Source organism: Mycolicibacter terrae (genome assembly GCF_010727125.1).
GTDB classification, from domain to species: Bacteria; Actinomycetota; Actinomycetes; order Mycobacteriales; family Mycobacteriaceae; genus Mycobacterium; species Mycobacterium terrae.
In genome coordinates this window covers 1,451,700-1,470,816 of record NZ_AP022564.1, presented here as the reverse complement: position 1 = coordinate 1,470,816, position 19,117 = coordinate 1,451,700, and the positions used below count along the sequence as shown (strand labels likewise).

Here is a 19,117-nt window from a genome sequence, read left to right as displayed (position 1 = left end):
CGGACTTGTCGTACCCCGCTGCGATGATGAGGGCATGTCCTCGATCGCATCGGCTGACACCACGACGTTGGGCCCGTGCCAGCGTCTTGATGTGCTCTTCGATGAGTTGGCGGAGTTGACCGGGCAGCGCAACGCCATCGATGGGCGCATCGTGGAGATCGTCGCCGAGATCGACCGTGACCGACTGTGGGGAGCCACCGGCGTCCGCTCGATCCCCGCCCTGGTGGCCTGGAAGACCGGGGTTTCACCGGGCAACGCCGGCACGATCGCGGCCGTGGCACACCGGCTCGAGGAGTTTCCCCGCTGCGCCCAAAGCATGCGGGAAGGCCGCGTCTCGCTGGACCAGATCGGGGTGATCGCGCAACGAGCCGGCGCGGGATCCGATGAACACTATGCACAGCTGGTCAGCGTTGCCACGGTCACCCAACTACGCACTGCGGTCAAGCTGGAGCCGCGTTCTGATCCCGGTCCGCGGCCCCAACCGCAGCCGTCGATCACCAAGATCACCGATGACGAGTTCGACTTCTGGCGCATCACCCTGCCGCATGCCGACTCGGCGAAGTTCGAGGCGGCGCTGCAGTCGCACCATGATGCGCTGATCAGCGAGTGGAAACGCGACCGCGACAGCAGCGGCGTAGAGCCGGATCGCCATCCCCCGCTGCCGACCAATACCGATGCGTTCCTGCGGCTGGTAGAGACCGGCTGGGACACCGAGGTGCACCATCGTCCCCACGGGCAGCGCACCACCGTGGTGGTGCACTTGGATGTCGAGCAGCAGCTCGGCGCCCCGCATCTGGGCCCATTGCTTCCCGAGGCCGAGCGTCAGTTCCTGACGTGCGACGCCACCTGTGAAGTCTGGTTCGAACGCGACGGCCAGGTGATCGGCTGTGGTCGAGCAACCCGCACTGTCAACCGGCGGCTACGCCGCGCGCTCGAGCACCGCCACCCTACGTGCGCCGTTCCCGGTTGCGGAGCCACCCGCGGGTTGCACGCGCATCACATCGTGCACTGGGAAGACGGCGGCGCAACAGAGCTGAGCAACCTGGTGCTGGTCTGCCCCTATCACCACCGTCTGCATCACCGAGGCGCCATCACCATCACCGGACCAGCCGGCGACCTCGTCGTCACCGACCACACCGGCCGACCCCTGAGCTCGGCATCACTAGCCCGACCACCCACAAAACCCCCACCCACCGTCAAACCCTGCCCCGGACCCACCGGCGAACGCGCCCAATGGTGGTGGTACCAACCCTTCCAACCCCAACCACCACCGAACGCCAACTGAGTTCGTCGCTGAGGCGTCGCGCCGGAGTCGAAAGACTAGTGCCGCAGCTTCGCGGCCAGCCGCCGGTTCACCGGCTCCGGCAGCAGATCGGAGACGTCCCCGCCCATCGAGGCGACCTCCTTGGCCAGCGACGACGACACGAACGAATACCGCGGCGTGGTGGCCACGAAGAAGGTGTCCACCCCGGCGATGTGCTTGTTCATCTGGGCCATCTGCAGCTCGTACTCGAAGTCGGTGCCGGTGCGCAGGCCCTTGACTATCGCGGTCAGTCCCCGCTCCCGGACGAAATCGACCACCAGGCCCCGGCCGGACTCGGCCCGGACATTGGGCAGGTGCGCCGTGGCCTCGGTGATCATCTCGAGGCGCTCCTCCAGGCTGAACATGCCCTGCTTGGCCGGGTTGATCAGTACGGCGGCCACCACCTCGTCGAACTGGGCGGCCGCGCGTTCCAGGATGTCGACGTGCCCCAGTGTCACCGGGTCGAACGAACCTGGACACAGCGCACCGCTCATGGCTCATGACGCTAGCAGCCTCGTCACACCCGCTCGGCCAGCTCCAGCCGGGTGTCGCCGTAGCGGCGCGTGGGCCACGCCTCCCAGCCTTCCGGCCACCGCAGTGCCGGGCCGGATGCCGCTCTCTCGATCGCCACGACGGTGCCCGGCCCGGCCCAGCCGCCGGCGTCCAGCAGCATCGGCAGCGCGTCGGTGTCGGCGGCGGAGTTCTCGTAGGGCGGATCGGCCAGCACCAGATCCACCGGCCGGTCAGTTCCAGCGGTCAGCACCGCGGCCACCGAGCCCCGCCGCAGCGTCGCCCCGGACAGCCCCAGCGCGGCGATGTTGCCGGCCAGCACCTCGGCGGCGCGGCGATCCGATTCGACGAACAGCGCCGACGCGGCGCCGCGGGACAACGCCTCCAATCCCAGTGCCCCCGACCCCGCATACAGGTCCAGCACCGTCATTCCGGTCAGCTCCAGCCGAGCATCGAGCACGTTGAACAGCGCCTCACGGACCCGGTCGGTGGTCGGCCGGGTTCCGCGCGGCGGCACGGCGATACGCCGCCCCCCCGCGGCGCCGCCGACGATGCGGGTCAGCTCAGCACCACCAGCAGGTCCCCGCCTTCGACCTGTGCGGTCTCGGCGACCGCCACCCGGGCCACCGTTCCATCGGCCGGTGCGGTGATTGCGGCCTCCATCTTCATCGCCTCGATGGTGGCGACGGTCTGTCCCGCGGTGACCTGATCACCCTCGGACACCCCGATGGTCACGACGCCGGCGAACGGTGCGGCGATGTGGCCGGGCTTGGTGCGATCGGCTTTTTCGGCCACCGGCGCCTCGCTGGCCACACTGCGGTCACGCACCTCGACCGGCCGGAGCTGGCCGTTGATGATGCACATCACGGTGCGCATGCCGCGCTCATCCGGTTCGGAGATGGCCTCCAGCCCGATCAGCAGTTCCACGCCGCGTTCCAGGCGGACCCGGTGCTCCTCCCCCTGCCGCAGTCCGTAGAAGAACTGGTTGGCCGACAGCTCCGAGGTATCGCCGTAGAGATCGCGGTGCGCCTCGAATTCCTTGGTGGGGCCGGGGAACAGCAGCCGGTTCAGCGTGGCCTGGCGCGCCGGGCCGGGCAACGCCAGCGCGGCGTCGTCGTCGGCGGAGAGTTGCTGCTCCTCGCGCGCCGGCTCCCGGCCGGCCAGCGCCTTGGTGCGCAACGGTTCCGGCCATCCGCCCGCCGGCTCCCCCAGCTCACCGCGCAGGAACCCGATCACCGAGTCGGGGATGTCCACCCGGGCCGGGTCGGCCGCGAACTCCTCGGCGGTGACGCCGGCGCCGACCAGGGCCAGCGCCAGGTCCCCGACCACCTTCGAGCTGGGGGTGACTTTGATCAGCCGGCCCAGCACCGCATCGGCTCCAGCGTAATTGGCTTCGATGTCCTCGAACCGGTCGGCCAGACCCAGCGCCTTGGCCTGTTGGTGCAGATTCGACAGCTGCCCGCCGGGAATCTCGTGCCGGTAGACCCGCCCGGTCGGCCCGGCCAGCCCGGATTCGAAGGGCGAGTAGACTTTTCGCACGCCTTCCCAGTACGGCTCCAGATCACACACCGCTGACAGAGATAGACCGGTGTCGAAGTCGGTGTGCGCGGCGGCAGCCACGATCGAGCTCAACGCGGGCTGGCTGGTGGTGCCGGCCAGCGGCGCGGACGCCCCGTCGACGGCGTCGGCGCCGGCGTGCCAGGCCGCCTCGTAGCTGGCCAGTTGGCCGCCCGGGGTGTCGTGGGTGTGGACGTGGATCGGCAGGTCGAAGCGGCTGCGCAGCGCACCGACCAGTGTGGTCGCCGCGGTGGGCCGCAGCAGCCCGGCCATGTCCTTGATCGCCAGCACGTGCGCGCCCGCCTCGACGATCTGCTCGGCCAGCTTCAGGTAGTAGTCCAGGGTGTAGAGGTTCTCGGCCGGATTGGTGAGGTCGCCGGTGTAGCACATGGCGACTTCGGCGACCGCGGAGCCGGTTTCGCGTACCGCGTCGATCGCCGGGCGCATCGAGTCGACGTTGTTCAGCGCGTCGAAGATCCGGAAGATATCAATACCGCTGCCGGTGGCCTCCTCCACGAACGCCGAGCACACCGATTCCGGATAGGGCGTGTAACCCACCGTGTTGCGACCGCGCAACAGCATCTGCAGGCAGATGTTGGGCAGTGCCTCGCGCAGTGCGGCCAGCCGCTCCCACGGGTCCTCCTTCAAGAACCGCAGCGCCACATCGTAAGTCGCCCCGCCCCAACACTCCACCGACAACAGCTGCGGGGTGGTGCGAGCGATGTAGGGCGCCACATTGAGCAGGCCTTTGGTGCGCAGCCGGGTGGCCAGCAGCGACTGGTGGGCGTCGCGGAACGTGGTGTCGGTGACCCCGACCGCCGGCGATTCCCGCAGCCAGCGGGCGAAGCCATCCGGCCCGAGTTTCATCAGCCGCTGTTTGGAGCCCGGCGGCGGCGCACTGGCCAGGTCGATCTTCGGCAGCTTGTCGCGCGGGTACACCGGCGAGGGCCGCGACCCGTGCGGCTTGTTGACGGTCACATCGGCCAGGTAGGTCAGGATCTTGGTGCCGCGGTCGGCCGACGCGTGCGAGGTCAGCAGTTGTGGGCGTTCGTCGATGAAAGACGTCGTCACATTCCCGGCGCGGAAGTCGGGGTCGTCGAGCACCGCTTGCAGGAACGGGATGTTCGTCGACACCCCCCGGATACGGAACTCGGCGATGGCCCGGCGGGCCCGGTTCACCGCGGTGGGAAAATCCCTGCCCCGACAGGTCAGCTTGACCAGCATCGAGTCGAAGTGCGGGCTGACCTCCGCGCCCAGGTTGGTGCCGCCGTCCAGCCGGATTCCGGCGCCCCCGGGGCTGCGGTACGCGGTGATGCGGCCGGTGTCGGGCCGGAAGCCGTTCGCCGGGTCCTCGGTGGTGATCCGGCACTGCAACGCCGCGCCGTGACCGACGATGTCGTCCTGCCGCAGACCCAGATCGTCGAGCGATTCCCCGGCGGCGACCCGCAGCTGGGACGAGACCAGGTCGACGTCGGTGATCTCCTCGGTAACGGTGTGCTCCACCTGGATTCGCGGGTTCATCTCGATGAAGACGTAGCGTCCGGCCTCGTCGAGCAGGAACTCCACCGTGCCCGCACAGCTGTAGCCGATGTGCCGCGCGAACGCGACGGCGTCGCCGCAGATCTTCTCCCGCAGCACCGGATCCAGGTTCGGCGCCGGCGCCAGCTCCACGACCTTCTGATGCCGGCGTTGCACGCTGCAGTCCCGCTCGTAGAGGTGCACGACGTTGCCGTGGGTGTCGGCCAGGATCTGAACTTCGATGTGGCGCGGGTTGATCACCGCCTGCTCGAGATACACCGTCGGGTCGCCGAAAGCGGATTCGGCTTCCCGGCTGGCGGCTTCGACTGCCTCAGCCAGCCCACCGATGTCGGCGACCCGGCGCATCCCGCGGCCACCCCCGCCCGCGACCGCCTTAACGAACAACGGGAACGCCATATCAGCTGCGGCCGAAACCAATTCGTCGACCGATTGCGACGGCGCCGATGCCGCCAGCACCGGCAGCCCGGCCTCCCGCGCGGCGGCCACCGCACGGGCCTTGTTGCCGGCCAGCGCCAGTACGGCCGCGCCGGGGCCGACGAACGTGATGCCCTCGTCGGCACAGGCCTGCGCCAGCCGCGGGTTCTCCGAGAGGAAGCCGTACCCGGGGTAGACCGCATCGGCGCCGCAGCGCTTGGCGGTGGCGACGATGCCTTCCACCGACAGATAACCGCGTACCGGGTGCCCCGGTTCGCCGATCTGGTAGGACTCGTCGGCCTTGAGCCGGTGCACCGAATTGCGGTCCTCGTAGGCGTAGACCGCGACGGTCTGGATGCCGAGTTCGTAGGCGGCGCGAAACGCGCGGATCGCGATCTCTCCGCGGTTGGCGACCAGCACTTTGGAGATCACAGGCACCCCTCTAGATCAGCGTCAGCCAGTAGTCCTGAAATCTGAGGAATATCAACAGGAATACCGCGATAAACCATAACGCAGTGAGCGTCCATCGCCACCGGTGCAAATGGTGCAAAATATTGCGTTGACGATGCGGCAAGAATGCGAAGGTTGCGAACACCACCAGCAGGGCCACCGTGACCGCCCAGACCACCATGCAATACGGGCACAGTGCACCGATCCGGTACAGACTCTGGAAGATCAGCCAGTGCACGAATCCGGCTCCGACCAGCGTCCCGAGCGTCAAACCGATCCAATACCACCGCGGCAGAGGCGTTTTCGTGACCGCCAGCACACCTGTGACCACCACCACAGTGAACGCCACGATCCCCATCAACGGGTTGGGGAAACCCAGCACCGACGCCTGCGGAGTGGCCATCACCGGCCCGCAGGACAGCACCGGGTTGAGATTGCACGACGGCACGTACGCCGAATCGGTCAGCAGCCGGATCTTCTCCACCGTCAGCGTGACCGAGGCCGCCAGGCCGATGAGGCCGGCGATCAGCACCGCCCAGGCCGCCGGCGCCGCCACCGTCACCCCCGGCGCCGGCGGGGGTGACGACTCGACCGCCGACGCCGCGATGGTCACGATTCCGTGGCCGGCACGTCCATACCGGGCAGGTCACCGACGATCTCCCGGATCTTCGAGACCAGGGCCTGTGGGGTCGACGGGCGGTAGTCCTCGCCGTTGATACGCAGCGTGGGGGTGGCGTGGATGCCGGCCGCGGCGGCCATGCCGCTCACCATCTTCAGGTATTTGCCGCTGTTGATGCACCCCGGAACGCTGCCGGCGGCACCGGCTTGGCGGGCCAGCTCGATCAGGCGCTTGTTGTCGGGGAAATCGGTCCCGATCTCCGACGGCTGCAGTTCCTCGGTGTACAGCGCGGTGTGGAACCGGCGGAAAGCGTCGATGCTCTCGTCGGCGACGCAGTAGGCCGCAGCACCGGCCCGCGAGGAGTAATTGTCGTTCTGCGAGCGGTCCAGGATCGCGACCATGTGGTAGTCGGCCGCGATCGCCCCGCTGTCGATCAGCCGGGACACCGTCGGACCGAGCGCCCGCTCCAGGTTGCCGCAGGCCGGGCAGAGGAAGTCCTCGTAGAACGACAACACGGCCTTGGGCTCGTCGGTGTCGTCGCGGGTGACCAGCTTGGTCGATGTCACCCGGATCGCCTCACCCGCGCCGGCGCCCTTCTTGTGGCTGTTGGACACCACGATGTAGCCGATGAGCCCCACCGCGAAGATCACCACGATCGCGACGAGCCCGATCTGCATGGCGAGGTTGCGTTTGTGATCGGCGGCCCTCAAGCCGGAGGCGGCGGGGCGTTTGGGTTTGCTGGCCACAGTCGGTCGGTCCTCGTGTTCGGTGGTCGGTTTGCGGTTCAGCGTACCGGCGTGATCCGGCGGCCTCAGCCGCGGCTGAGGTGGGCCCGCAGCGCCGAGATCAACGCGGTGGTCGCGGTGGCGCTGCCCCCGCCGAGCCCGAACAGGTTGATGAAACCGTGCGTCAGCGACCGCATCCGCCGCAGGTCGACGACGACCCCGGCCTCGCGCAGGGCTGTGGCGAACTGTTCGCCTTCATCGTGCAGCGGATCGAATCCGGCGACCGCGATGAGGGCGGGCGGTAACCCGGACAGCTCCGGGGCCAGCAACGGCGATACCCGCGGGTCGGCCGGATCCAGCTGTGAGCGGCCCACGTACTGGTCGGTGAACCAGTCCATGTCGTGCTTGGTGAGCAGGTAGCCGTCGGCGTAGAGCGTGCGCGAGCGGGTCTGGGCCGTCGCGTCGGTGACCGGGTAGAGCAGCCATTGCAGGATCGGCGCCGGTCCGCCGTCGTCGCGGGCCCGCAGCGTCACCCCGGCGGCCAGGTTGCCACCGGCGCTGTCCCCGCCGACGGCCACACACCCGGGAGTCCCGCCCAGCTCCGCCGCGTGGTCATGGGCCCACCGGAACGCGGCGTACGCGTCGTCGAGTGCGGCCGGTGCCGGATGCTCGGGGGCCAGCCGGTAGTCGACGGACAGCACCACGACCTGGGCGTCCCGGCAGGTCAGCCGGCATATCGCGTCGTGGGTGTCCAAGTCCCCTACCACGAATCCGCCGCCGTGATAGAAGACCAGCACCGGGTGGGCCCCGCCCTCGGGGCCGCCGACCGGCCGGTAGTGCCGGGCGGCCATGTCGCCGGCCGGACCCGGCAGTGAGATGTCGTGTACCTCGCAGCCGTTGATATCGGTGCCGCCGAGCCCGGCGGTCAGCTCGAGCAACTGGGCTCGGGAGGCGACCGCGTCGTCGGCGACCACCAAGCCATTGATGCCCAGCGCTCGTTGCCCGGCCAACGCCAACCGCAACGTGGGGTCCAGGGTGTTGCCGTCGATGGTCATCGACCGTCCGCCGGTCAACAGCCGCTGCACCCCGATCGGCAGCTTCGGCGTCACCTTCATCCCAACGCTGAAAACGGTGCTCTGCAGCTGATCGGCCCACCGCGCTGCCGACCCGGAGCCGGGTCTGCCTGGCAGACTTCGGGTCATGAGTGTTCGAAGTAACTTGCGCTTGGTCACGCTCAACGACGGTAATTCCATCCCCTCCCTCGGTTTCGGGGTTTACAAGATTTCGCCCGCCGATACCGAGCAGGCGGTCACCACGGCACTTGCAGCGGGATACCGCCATATCGACACCGCGGCGTTGTACGGCAACGAGCGCGAGGTCGGCCGCGCGGTGGCGGCGTCCGGGCTGGCGCGCGACGACGTGTATGTCGTCACCAAACTGTGGAACGCCGACCAGGGCTACGATTCGGCGCTGGCCGCGTTCGACAAGAGCATGGACCGACTCGGTCTCGAGGTCCTGGACCTATACCTGATCCATTGGCCGCTTCCGGCGCGCGGCAAATTCGTCGACACCTTTCGCGCGCTGGCACACCTGCGCGATCAGGGCCGGATCCGCTCGATCGGGGTGAGCAACTTCGCGCCCGAGCACCTCGAGATGCTCATCGACGGGACCGGCATCGTGCCCGTGGTCAACCAGGTCGAGTTGCACCCCCGGTACAGCCAGGCCGAACTGCGTGAGGTGCACTCCCGCCTGGGCATCGCCACCGAGGCGTGGGCACCGCTGGGGCGGGGTTCGCTGCTGGCGCACCCGACGGTCACCGAGGTCGCGCAGCATTGCGGCAAGACACCGGCGCAGGTGCTGATTCGGTGGCACATTCAGCTCGGTAATATCGTGATTCCGAAATCGGTCAACCCAGAACGCATCGTCAGCAACTTCGAAGTCTTCGACTTCGAACTCGGCACGGCCGAGATGGCCGCGATATCCTCGCTCGACGACGGCGCCCGACTGGGACCCGATCCACGCACATTCGACGACACAGGTAGGTGAGATGACGCCGGGCACTGCGATCCCCTCCGTCGCGCTCAACGACGGCCACACCATGCCGACTCTGGGCATCGGGGTGGCCGAGCTATCGGACGCCGAGACCGAGCGGGCGGTCTCGGCCGCACTCGAGCTGGGCTGCCGGTTGATCGACACCGCCAAGGTCTACGGCAACGAAGCCGCGGTGGGCCGGGCGATCGCCGCGTCAGGCGTTCCGCGCGACGAGCTGTTCGTCACCACCAAGCTGGCCAATGCCGACCAGGGCCTGACCGCGGCCATCCAGGCCTGCCACGCCAGTGTGGAGCGACTCGGATTGGACTATGTGGACCTGTACCTGATCCACTGGCCGGCACCGCCGCTGGGCATGTACGTCGACAGTTTCGGGGGGCTGATCCAGGCGCGCGAGCAGGGGCTGACTCGGTCGATCGGGGTGTGCAACTTCACCGCGGAGCACCTCGATGATGCGATCGACCTGGCTTTCGAGACGCCGGCGGTCAACCAGATCGAGCTGCACCCCCTGCTCAACCAGGCCGAGCTGCGGGCGTTCCACGCCGAGCGGGGCATCGTCACGCAGGCCTACAGCCCGCTGGCGGTGGGCCGGTTGCTCGACCACCCGGCGGTGACGGCGATCGCCGGCGAATACGGCAAGACGCCGGCTCAGGTGCTGATCCGGTGGAGCCTGCAGCTGGGCAACGTGGTCATTCCGCGGTCGGCCAACCCCGAGCGCATCGCGGCCAACCTCGATGTCTTCGGCTTCGAGCTGGCCGCCGAGCACATGGACAGCCTCAACGGGCTCAACGACGGCACCCGGGTGCGCGAGGACCCGCTGACCTACACCGGCCTCTGATCAGCCGGCCCGGCGGTTGATCCGCTCCACCAGCCGGGCCCGCAGCGGCGGCCACTCCTCGCCGATCACCGAATAGACCATCGTGGTGCGCCACGACCCGTCGCTGCGGCGGGCGTGCCGACGCAGCGCACCCTCCTCGGTCGCCCCGATGCCCAGCACCGCGCGCCTGGAGCGCTCGTTGAGGTCGTCGACGTTGAACTGCACCCGCCCCGCGCCCAGGGTGCCGAAACAATGGTCCAGCAACAGCAGTTTGGACTCGGAATTGATCGCCGAGCCGCGGACCCGCGCCGTCAGCCAGGTGTAGCCGACTGTCACCCGGCGGTGCGGCTCGCTCATGTCATAGATCGACGTCGTCCCGACGATGTCGCCGGTGGCGACCTCGACCTGGGTCAGTACCTGGCGTTGCGACGCCAGCGCTTCGGCCACGGACCGCTCGGTGGGCGGGCCGGATTGGCTGCCGTAGAGGAAATATCGGGTGGACTCGACGTCGTGGGCCCGCGCCAGCCCGGTGACGTCGGCGAGTTCGGTCGGCCGCAACAAGACGTGGTCGCCGCCCAGCGTGGGCGCGCCGGCCCAGTAATCGGTCGTCATGCTTCCCCCGTTTGGTCGGGCACCTATCCGGCCGGGCACGTCGCCGCGGCCCGGCGCAGCACGTCGGCCGACGGCTGGTCGAGTCGCAGCGCATAGCCCCGCAGGACGGCAATGTAGGCGACGGCGTACTGGCAGGCGAAGGATTTGTTCGGCGGCATCCATTGCCCAGGCCCGGCATCGCCCTTGTCCTGGTTGGGCTGCCCGGCGACCGCCAGCAGGTTTGCCGGGTCGTTGGCGAAGCGCAGCCGCTGGCGGTACGGCCACCCGGAGGCGCCCATGTCCCAGGCGTAGGCCAGCGGGACGATGTGGTCGATCTGCACGGCCTCGCCGATCTTGGCGCCGCGGGTGAAGGCGACGGTGGCGTTGGTGTACGGGTCGTGCAGGGTGCCGGTGGCCACCGCCTGCGCGCAGCGTTTCGTCGACACGTGCGTGATGTCAACCAGGTCGCGGTTGAGAACGTCGTTGCGGGTGTCGCAGCCGTTGTGGCCGCCGGGCGCGTCGTTGTCGTCGTCCCAGGCCTCGCCGAACACCGAGCGGCGGTAGTCGTGACGGTGGGTGCGCGCCGGGATCACCGTGATCCCGGCCAGCACGTCGGTGCCGGGCTGCACCGTGGGCATGCCGGACCGCGCGGCGAAGGCCCGGCTGCGATGGCCGGCCGCCGACACGGTCTGAAAGGCGACGACGACGGCCAGCAGCGCCACCACGGCCAGCCACAGCAACGTTTTGCGGTTGGTCATGATTTGTCCAGGTATTCGATGTCGGTGAACGGCTCGGCGAGCACCGCCAGTCCGGGATCGGACGGGTCGGTGTCCCACGCCGCGGCACAGAACTCCCGGGCGGCTTCGATCACCTCGCCGTGATCGGCCAGTGACAGCAGCTTCAAGCCACCTCGCCAACCGGACTGATTGCGGCCCAACACATCTCCCTCACCGCGCTCGCGCAGGTCCAGGTCGGCCAGCGCGAACCCGTCCAGCGTGCCGGCCACCGCCTCCAGGCGCTTTCCGGCCTTGGATCCCGGGGCCGCGCCGGTCACCAGCAGGCACAGGCTGGCGTGCTCGCCGCGGCCGATCCGGCCGCGCAGCTGGTGCAGCTGGCTGATGCCGAACCAGTCGGCGTCGGCGATCAGCATGACCGTGGCGTTGGGCACGTCGACACCGACCTCGATCACGGTGGTGCACACCAGCACATCCACTGCGCCGCCGCGAAACGCCGCCATCACCGCGTCCTTCTCATCCGCGGCGAGCCGCCCGTGCATCAATCCCAGCCGCAACCCCGATAGTGGCCCGGCCCGCAGCCGATCGAACAGTCCCACCGCGGTGGCCGAGGTCCGGCCGCCCTCGTCGGTCCCGCCGGGCTTGCCGTCTTCGTCGGACTCGTCGATGCGGGGTGCCACCACGTAAGCCTGCCGGCCGGCCGCGACCTCTTCGCGGATGCGCTGCCAGGCCCGGTCCAGCCAGGCCGGTTTGTCCTTCTCGAAGATCACCGAAGACCGGATGGGCTGGCGCCCGCGGGGCAGCTCACGCAACGTCGAGGTCTCCAGATCGCCGTAGACGGTGAGCGCCACCGTGCGCGGGATCGGGGTCGCGGTCATCACCAGCAGGTGCGGGGTGATGCCGTCGGGGGCCTTGGCGCGCAACTGATCCCGCTGCTCGACACCGAACCGGTGCTGTTCGTCGACGACCACCATGCCCAGCTGGTGAAACTCCACAGCATCCTGCAGCAGGGCGTGGGTGCCGACCACGATCCCGGCGGCGCCACTGTGGATCTCGGCTCGGACCTGCTTCTTGACGGCCGCCGACATCGAGCCGGTCAGCAGCGCTACCGCGGTGGCGTTGTCGGCGCCACCGAGCTGACCGCCCATCGCCAGCTGGCCCAACATGTCCCGAATCGACCGCACATGTTGGGCGGCAAGCACTTCCGTCGGGGCAAGCAACGCGCACTGATAGCCCGCGTCGACCATCTGCAGCATCGCCAGCAGCGCCACGATGGTCTTGCCGGAGCCGACCTCACCCTGCAGCAGTCGGTTCATCGGGCGCGACGCACCGAGCTCGGCCGCCAATACGTCCAGCACGTCACGCTGCCCGGCCGTCAGCTCGAACGGCAAGCGGACCAACAGCTCCGCGGCCAACCCGTCGATTCGTGGCGCGGCCGGCGGGCCGGATTGGGACAGTTCGCTGTTGCGGCGCATCGCCAGCGCCCACTGCAAGCCAAAGGCTTCATCGACGGCCAGCCGGTCGCGGGCGCGGTCCCGTTCGGCGGCGTTCTCCGACAGATGGATTGCCCGCAGCGCCTCGTCTTCGCCAAGCAGGCCGCGTTCGGTGCGCACCACCGCCGGCAGCGGGTCGGGGACCGGATCAAGCACCGCGAGAACCTGACGGACACAGGCGAAGATGTCCCAGCTCTGCAGTTTCGCGGTGGCTGGATAGATCGGGTAGCAGCCGCGCTCGAAGTCCGACTGGTTGACCTGCCCACTGACCTTTTGCGATGCGTCGGCGATGTTGCGCAGTGAGCTGCTGCCGAAGTGGCTGTTCTGCTCTGCACCGTCGGCTTCCTTGAGTACCAGAAAGTCCGGGTGAGTGAGCTGGATCGCCCCCCGGTAGAGCTTGACCTCACCGGACAGCATCACCCGGGTCCCCGGGGTCAGCCGCCAGCGCAGGCCCTTGGGGTTGAAGAACGTGGCGCTGACCCGGTTGCGGCCACTGCCGACGGTGACGACCAGGAATTTGCCTTTGCGGCGCTGCATGTCCTTGAGCACTGCGGAGCCGATGATGTCGACGACGGTGATGTGGTCGCCTTCGACGGGGCGGCTATCGGCTGCCCCCCGCACCCCGGCGCCTTCAACGTAGCTGCGGGGGTAGTGCCGCAACAGCTCGCCGACGGTGCGGATGCCGAACGCATCGTCGAGCTTCTCCGCGGCGTCGGAGCCGACGATGAAATCCAGCCGGTCGCGCAGCGTGGCCATCGCTACTCGACCCCGATCAGCAGGGCGTCGCCCCGGTGCCCGGTGAGGTAGGTCGCCAGGTCGATGCCCGGATGCTGATCGTGGACATGTCTGGCCAGCGCGTCGACGACCTTGCCGTCGAAGCCGGCCCCGACCAGCACCGTGACCAGTTCACCGCCGGCCGCCAGCAACAGGTCGATCAGGCCGATCGCAGCCGCGCCGACGTCGCCGGCCACGATCAGCACCTCGTCACCGGCGATGCCCAGCCCGTCACCGGGCCGGCAGGTGCCCGCCCAGGTCAGTGCCTGCTCGGTGGCGACCCGCACCGAGCCGTGCCGGGTCGTGCCCGCCGCCCGCGCCATGGTGTAGCCGTCGTCGACCACCGGCCGGCCCGGATCATGTACCGCCAGCGCAGTCAGTCCCTGCACCATCGACCCGGTCGGAACCGGCACCACGTCGATGCCCCAGCCGATGGCCGCCGTGCATCCGGCCACCAGCTCCTCGGCGGCGACGTAGCCGTTGGGCAGCAGCATCACCTGGGCCGCGCCGGTGTCCACCACCGCGCGCAGCAGCTGCTGGGCGGTGACCATCGTGGCCGGGTCGGCGCTGTGCGGGTCCGGCCGCAGCACGCAGGCGCCTTCCCCGGCGAACAACTCCTGCGCACCCTCACCGTCGACCACGGCCAGCACCGCGCGCTCCCGGGACCAGCTGCCCGGCGGCAGGCCGGTCACCCCGGCCAGCGCTGAGATCTGGATACGCCGTGGCCGGCCGAACGCCAGGCCCGCCTCGACGGCGGCACCGGCGTCGTCGGTGTGCACGTGTACCGAATAGCCGCCGACCACCCCCGACGTCGCTATCGCCACCGAATCGCCGAGTTGGGTCAGCCGTTCGCGCAACGCGTCGGTGTCTTCGGGGGCACACTCGCCGAGCAGGTACATCACCTCGAATTGCGGCGCGGGCTGGTCGGTGACCGCTTCGGGCGGGCGTGGCCGCGGCGACGGCTGATAAACCGGCCGGACGGGCGCCTGCCCGGTAATCGTCGACTGCAGCGCGTCGAGCAGCACCAGCAGGCCGCGGCCGCCGGCGTCGACCACGCCGGCGGCCGCGAGCACGTCGAGCTGCTCGGTGGTCTTCTCCAGTGCCTCGGCCGCGGCTTCCGTGGCGGCAGTGATCGCCGCGCCCAGCCCAGCGCCCCGGGCCGCGCACTGCTCGACTGCCGCCGCCGCGGCCTGCAGCACCGACACGATGGTGCCCGGCACCTCGCGGCCGCCCATCGAGGTGATCACCAGCTCGACCCCGTGCCGCAGGCCGGCGCCCAACAGCGCAGCGTCGACCACTCCGGTGCTGTCGGCGGCGGTCACGTCCGCCAGGCCGCGCAGGATCTGCGACAGGATCACCCCGGAGTTGCCGCGGGCCCCGTGCAGGGCTCCGGACGACAAGGCGGCCGCGACCCGGGCGACCTCACCGGAAGCGGCCTCGGTATTAGCCTCGGCCAGGGCCGAGCGCATGGTGAACAGCATGTTTGTGCCGGTGTCGGAATCGGCGACCGGGAAGACGTTGAGCTGGTTGATCTCGTCGGTGTGGGTGATCAGATCGCCGACAGCGGTGTGCGCCCAGTCCCGCAAGGTGGCCGCATCCAGCCGACGATCGGGGTTGCCCACCTGCACGCACCTTCCTGCCGCCACCTCCGGTGGCTGCAAGCCTAATCACTGCGGGCGACACCACAGGTCACGCCGCGTCGCGAGCCGAAACGGGGCGTTTTGGTGGTTGCCCGGCCCGGCGGGTATCCTGATCAGGTTGTCGGGCCACCCGCTGAGGTTGTTGGCCCTCAAGCAGACGTTTTGAGGAGTGTCACATATGGCTGCCGTGTGCGATATCTGCGGAAAGGGCCCCGGCTTCGGCAAGTCGGTGTCGCACTCGCACCGTCGGACCAGCCGTCGGTGGGACCCGAACATCCAGACCGTGCACGCTGCCCGTCCCGGCGGCAACAAGCAGCGCCTCAACGCCTGCACCTCGTGCATCAAGGCCGGCAAGGTCGCCCGCGGCTAGAGGCCTGCCCCCGGGGTCTACGGCGCCGGGTGAGCGCACCACGTGGGCTCAGCTCGGATCTCACCGCGAGATTGAAGCCATGCAGGTGATTGCGCGCATTTCCCGGCATGACTGCAATCTCGCGGAAATATCGGGTGCTCAGCGCAGTCAGGCGCCCGCCCGCGTCAGTCCAGCCGCCAGTCGAGCGGCTCGGCGCCCAGTTTCTCCAGCTGTTCGTTGGCGCGGCTGAACGGCCGTGACCCGAAGAACCCCCGCGACGCCGACAGCGGCGACGGGTGCGGGGACTCGATGGCGACGCAGTTCTCCGACAGCATCGGTTTCAGCGTCCCCGCGTCGCGTCCCCACAGGATCGCCACCATGGGTTGTCTGCGCGCCACCAGGGCGCGGATCGCGCACTCGGTGACCATTTCCCAGCCCTTGCCGCGGTGCGACGCCGGGTTGCCCGGACGTACCGTGAGCACCCTGTTGAGCAGCAGCACACCACGCTGCGCCCACGCCGACAGATCACCGTTGGCCGGCCGGGGATAGCCGAGGTCGGCGGTGTACTCGGTGAAGATGTTCTCCAGGCTGCGCGGCAGCGGCCGCACCTGCGGCGCGACCGAGAAGCTGAGGCCCACCGCGTGTCCCGGGGTCGGGTAGGGATCCTGCCCGACGATCAGCACCCGCACGGCGTCGAAGGGAAACGTGAAGGCGCGCAAGACGTTCTGCCCGTCGGGCAGGTAGCCATGCCCGGACGAGAGCTCCTCGCGCAGGAACTTCCCCATCAAGGCGACCTGCTCGGTCACCGGTTCCAGGGCGGTGGCCCAACCGCTCTCGACGAGTTCAGGAAGTGGACGCGCACTCATGGTGTCTCAAGGTAACGGGGACTCGGAGCCGTACGACTGCCAGCCCGCGTCCCCCTCCCATGGCGCCCCGTCGACCAGCACCCGGGCCGGCCCGTCGGCGACCCGGCCGATCACCCGCCAGCCGGCCGGAATCGCGCCGGGGAAGGCGGCGACCAGTGCGTGGTCCTCTCCCCCGGCCAGCACCCAAGACCACGCATCGGCGCCGACCGCGGCTGCGGCCGGCGCCAGCGCCTGATGGTCGGCGGCCAGCGCGGCGGTGGACACTTCGATCGTGACCTGCGACGCGGTTGCCAGGTGCCCCAGGTCGGCGAGCAGGCCGTCGGAGACGTCGGTCATGGCCTGCGCACCGGCGTCGGCGGCCGCCACGCCCTGCCCGTAGGGAGGCTCCGGGACGAGGTGGCGGCGCCGCAAGCCCTCGAAACCACCCTGGCCGTCGTTCCACAGCCGAAAGCCCGCCGCCGATCGGCCCGGCTCGCCGGCCACCGCCAGAAGCGCCCCGGGCCGCGCCCCCGACCGCAGCACCGGTGCCCGGCCGGCCAGATCGCCGAGGGCCGTCACCGAAACCACCCACGAATCGGCCTCGACCAGGTCACCGCCGACCACGCCGGCACCGAATCGTCCGGCTTCGGCCCACATGCCGTCGGCCAAGGCGGCGGCATCGGCAGCCGCGGTACTCGATGGGGCGCCGAAGGCGACGACGAACGCGGTCGGGCGGGCGCCCATCGCCTCGATGTCGGCGGCGTTCTGCGCTATCGCCTTGCGTCCGACGTCATGCGCAGTTGACCAGTCCAGCCGGAAATGTCGGCCTTCCACCAGCATGTCGGTGGAGACCACGGTCCGGCCGTCGGGGCTACGCACCACCGCCGCGTCGTCGCCGGGACCCAATTCCGTCGCACTGGGCTGGCGGCGACCGGCCACCAGCCGGTCGATCATGGGAAACTCTCCAAGCTGACCCAGCGTGGGCTCAGTACCGCGCACAGCCACCGAGTGTAAGTGCGATCGAAAGGGAGCACGGGGTGTGATCAATCCGGGAACCGACGCCGACGGGCCGCCACGGCTGGCGCTGATCGCCGCGCTGGTGGTCGCCGTCGTGGCGGTGGGCGCTGCGCTGGCGTTCGCCGCAGCGCGCCAGCCCGGTGCGCCGTCGACCGAGCCGCTCCGCCTGGCCACCGTGCCGGCTCCGCACGCCGGCGACGCGCCCTGCCGTGCCGTGCTCGACGCCCTGCCGCAGCAGCTGGGCGACTACCGGCGGGCCGAGATCGCCGAGCCGGCACCCGACGGCGTGGCAGCGTGGACGGCCGGCGCCGACGAGACGGTGGTGCTGCGCTGCGGGCTGGATCGACCCGCCGACTTCGTGGTGGGCTCGCCCATCCAGGTGGTCGATCAGGTGCAGTGGTTCCAGGTCCGAGAAGGCGAACGCGCCACCTGGTATGCGGTCGACCGGAAGGTCTATCTGGCGCTGACGCTGCCTCAAGGTTCGGGGCCCACCCCGATCCAGGAGCTGTCGGATCTGATCGCCGCCTCCGTCGCCGCGGTGCCGATCAATCCGGGCCCGCCGCACTGACCGGTCGCGTCAGCGCAGGCCGACGCCGCGGGCCAGTGCGGTGTCGACCATGGTCGCCAGCAGCGTCGGATAGTCCACACCGCTGGCCGCCCACATCCGCGGGTACATCGAGATCGTGGTGAATCCAGGCATCGTGTTGATCTCGTTGATCACCGGACCGCGGTCGGTGTGGAAGAAGTCAACCCGGGCCAGGCCCTGGCAGGCCAGTGCGGCGAACGCGCGAATTGCTAACTGCCGCACCGTATCCGCGACGTCGTCGTCGATCTTGGCGGGCACGTCGAGCTCGGCGGCGTCATCGAGGTACTTGGTGGCGAAGTCGTAGAAGGAGTCGTCGCGGTCCCGCACGCCGGCCACCCGGATCTCCCCCACCGTGCTGGCGGCCACCGTGCCGTCGGGGAATTCGAGCACTCCGCACTCGAGCTCGCGGCCGACGATGGCGGCCTCGACGATGACCTTCGGGTCATGCCGGCGCGCCTCGGCGATGGCGGCGGGAAGCTCGTCGTACGACGTCACCCGGCTGACCCCGATCGACGACCCACCGCGCGCTGGTTTGACGAACACCGGCAGCCCCAACCGCTCCCGATCCTCGACCGACAGCGTCGCATGAGCTCCCCGCAAGACCGCGTACGGCCCGATCGGCAGGCCCTCGGCCGCCAGCAGCTTCTTGGTGAACTCCTTGTCCATCCCGGCGGCACTGGCCAGCACCCCGGCACCGACGTAGGGCACGCCGGCCAACTCGAGGAGCCCCTGCACGGTGCCGTCCTCGCCGTAGGGACCGTGCAGCACCGGGAACACCACGTCGACCGACTGCAGCAGCTCCCCGGCACCCACCGCCAGCAACTGGCCGGCCCGCTGCGGATCGGCGGGCAGCGTCAGTTCGGCACCGTCAGCCGTGCTCACCGCGGGCAGCCGACGGTCACTGATCACGAGCGCATCCGGGTCACCGTCGGTGAGCACCCACGAGCCCTCCGGAGTGATCCCCACAGCAACCACCTCGAAACGCTGCGGATCGAGATTGCGCAGGATGCTTCCCGCCGACACGCAGGAGATCGCGTGCTCGCTACTGCGGCCGCCGAACACGACGGCCACCCGGGTGCGCTGGTGGGAATTCACACGCCAGAGG

The 19,117-nt window shown here is 69.5% G+C and carries 18 protein-coding genes; 5 read left to right on the top strand and 13 right to left on the bottom strand.

Features of this window, described 5'->3' with window-relative positions; genetic code table 11:
• The first annotated feature begins 34 nt into the window (after positions 1–34).
• Positions 35–1,285 carry an HNH endonuclease signature motif containing protein gene (locus G6N23_RS07120; RefSeq protein WP_085262166.1) on the top strand — a complete coding sequence of 417 codons (1,251 nt, stop codon included), beginning with the start codon at positions 35–37 and terminating at the stop codon, positions 1,283–1,285.
• A gap of 35 nt (positions 1,286–1,320) precedes the next feature.
• On the opposite strand, the gene coaD is transcribed toward G6N23_RS07120, so the two are convergent.
• The 6 genes from coaD to G6N23_RS07090 form a co-directional block, all read right to left on the bottom strand.
• The gene (gene coaD, locus G6N23_RS07115; protein WP_085262165.1) at positions 1,321–1,797 is read right to left on the bottom strand and encodes a pantetheine-phosphate adenylyltransferase; all 477 of its coding nucleotides are present in this window, start codon (positions 1,795–1,797) and stop codon (positions 1,321–1,323) included.
• 23 nt (positions 1,798–1,820) lie between these two features.
• Positions 1,821–2,375: a 16S rRNA (guanine(966)-N(2))-methyltransferase RsmD gene (gene rsmD, locus G6N23_RS07110; RefSeq protein WP_085262164.1), complete on the bottom strand. Its 555-nt coding sequence runs from the start codon at positions 2,373–2,375 to the stop codon at positions 1,821–1,823.
• Positions 2,372–5,755, bottom strand: a complete 3,384-nt coding sequence (locus G6N23_RS07105; RefSeq protein WP_085262163.1) for a pyruvate carboxylase — start codon at positions 5,753–5,755, stop codon at positions 2,372–2,374. Before G6N23_RS07105 ends, rsmD begins: the two co-directional genes overlap by 4 nt.
• Before the next feature lie 10 nt (positions 5,756–5,765).
• Positions 5,766–6,380 carry a vitamin K epoxide reductase family protein gene (locus G6N23_RS07100; RefSeq protein ID WP_085262275.1) on the bottom strand — a complete coding sequence of 205 codons (615 nt, stop codon included), beginning with the start codon at positions 6,378–6,380 and terminating at the stop codon, positions 5,766–5,768.
• A gap of 2 nt (positions 6,381–6,382) precedes the next feature.
• Positions 6,383–7,138 carry a DsbA family protein gene (locus tag G6N23_RS07095; RefSeq protein ID WP_085262162.1) on the bottom strand — a complete coding sequence of 252 codons (756 nt, stop codon included), beginning with the start codon at positions 7,136–7,138 and terminating at the stop codon, positions 6,383–6,385.
• A gap of 65 nt (positions 7,139–7,203) precedes the next feature.
• Entirely contained in the window at positions 7,204–8,319 is a 1,116-nt protein-coding gene (locus G6N23_RS07090) for an alpha/beta hydrolase (protein ID WP_085262161.1), read from the bottom strand.
• On the opposite strand from G6N23_RS07090, the gene G6N23_RS07085 reads away from it, so the two are divergent.
• Together G6N23_RS07085 and G6N23_RS07080 are read left to right on the top strand one after the other, a co-directional pair.
• Complete coding sequence (locus tag G6N23_RS07085) at positions 8,318–9,163, top strand: aldo/keto reductase (RefSeq protein WP_173675031.1); 846 nt, start codon at positions 8,318–8,320, stop codon at positions 9,161–9,163. The genes G6N23_RS07090 and G6N23_RS07085 overlap by 2 nt on opposite strands.
• A 1-nt stretch (position 9,164) precedes the next feature.
• Positions 9,165–10,004 carry an aldo/keto reductase gene (locus tag G6N23_RS07080; protein ID WP_085262159.1) on the top strand — a complete coding sequence of 280 codons (840 nt, stop codon included), beginning with the start codon at positions 9,165–9,167 and terminating at the stop codon, positions 10,002–10,004.
• Here G6N23_RS07080 and G6N23_RS07075 read toward each other — a convergent pair whose 3' ends face one another.
• Genes G6N23_RS07075 through G6N23_RS07060 form a run of 4 tightly spaced genes read right to left on the bottom strand, consistent with a single transcriptional unit; the run spans position 10,005 to position 15,197 of the window.
• Positions 10,005–10,595, bottom strand: coding sequence for a GNAT family N-acetyltransferase (locus G6N23_RS07075; protein WP_085262158.1), 591 nt, complete (start codon positions 10,593–10,595; stop codon positions 10,005–10,007). It lies immediately after the preceding gene.
• Between the two features lie 23 nt (positions 10,596–10,618).
• Positions 10,619–11,332, bottom strand: coding sequence for an HNH endonuclease family protein (locus G6N23_RS07070; protein ID WP_085262157.1), 714 nt, complete (start codon positions 11,330–11,332; stop codon positions 10,619–10,621).
• Positions 11,329–13,557, bottom strand: a complete 2,229-nt coding sequence (gene recG, locus G6N23_RS07065) for an ATP-dependent DNA helicase RecG (protein WP_085262156.1) — start codon at positions 13,555–13,557, stop codon at positions 11,329–11,331. Before recG ends, G6N23_RS07070 begins: the two co-directional genes overlap by 4 nt.
• Positions 13,558–13,559: 2 nt before the next feature.
• Positions 13,560–15,197 carry a fatty acid kinase ATP-binding subunit FakA gene (locus G6N23_RS07060; protein WP_162291753.1) on the bottom strand — a complete coding sequence of 546 codons (1,638 nt, stop codon included), beginning with the start codon at positions 15,195–15,197 and terminating at the stop codon, positions 13,560–13,562.
• A 196-nt stretch (positions 15,198–15,393) separates the two neighbouring features.
• Between G6N23_RS07060 and rpmB the strand changes: the two genes are divergently transcribed.
• Positions 15,394–15,585, top strand: coding sequence for a 50S ribosomal protein L28 (gene rpmB, locus G6N23_RS07055; protein ID WP_019735921.1), 192 nt, complete (start codon positions 15,394–15,396; stop codon positions 15,583–15,585).
• A gap of 164 nt (positions 15,586–15,749) precedes the next feature.
• Here the strand turns inward: rpmB and G6N23_RS07050 are convergent, their stop codons facing one another.
• Both G6N23_RS07050 and G6N23_RS07045 read right to left on the bottom strand, forming a co-directional pair.
• Positions 15,750–16,430 carry a uracil-DNA glycosylase gene (locus G6N23_RS07050; RefSeq protein ID WP_085262154.1) on the bottom strand — a complete coding sequence of 227 codons (681 nt, stop codon included), beginning with the start codon at positions 16,428–16,430 and terminating at the stop codon, positions 15,750–15,752.
• 6 nt (positions 16,431–16,436) lie between these two features.
• On the bottom strand, positions 16,437–17,363 hold the full coding sequence (locus G6N23_RS07045) for a thiamine-phosphate kinase (protein WP_085262153.1): 927 nt from the start codon (positions 17,361–17,363) through the stop codon (positions 16,437–16,439).
• A gap of 85 nt (positions 17,364–17,448) precedes the next feature.
• On the opposite strand from G6N23_RS07045, the gene G6N23_RS07040 reads away from it, so the two are divergent.
• Positions 17,449–17,994, top strand: coding sequence for a DUF3515 domain-containing protein (locus G6N23_RS07040; RefSeq protein ID WP_085262152.1), 546 nt, complete (start codon positions 17,449–17,451; stop codon positions 17,992–17,994).
• Between the two features lie 9 nt (positions 17,995–18,003).
• On the opposite strand, the gene G6N23_RS07035 is transcribed toward G6N23_RS07040, so the two are convergent.
• Entirely contained in the window at positions 18,004–19,107 is a 1,104-nt protein-coding gene (locus G6N23_RS07035; RefSeq protein WP_085262151.1) for a D-alanine--D-alanine ligase family protein, read from the bottom strand.
• Positions 19,108–19,117: the final 10 nt, after the last annotated feature.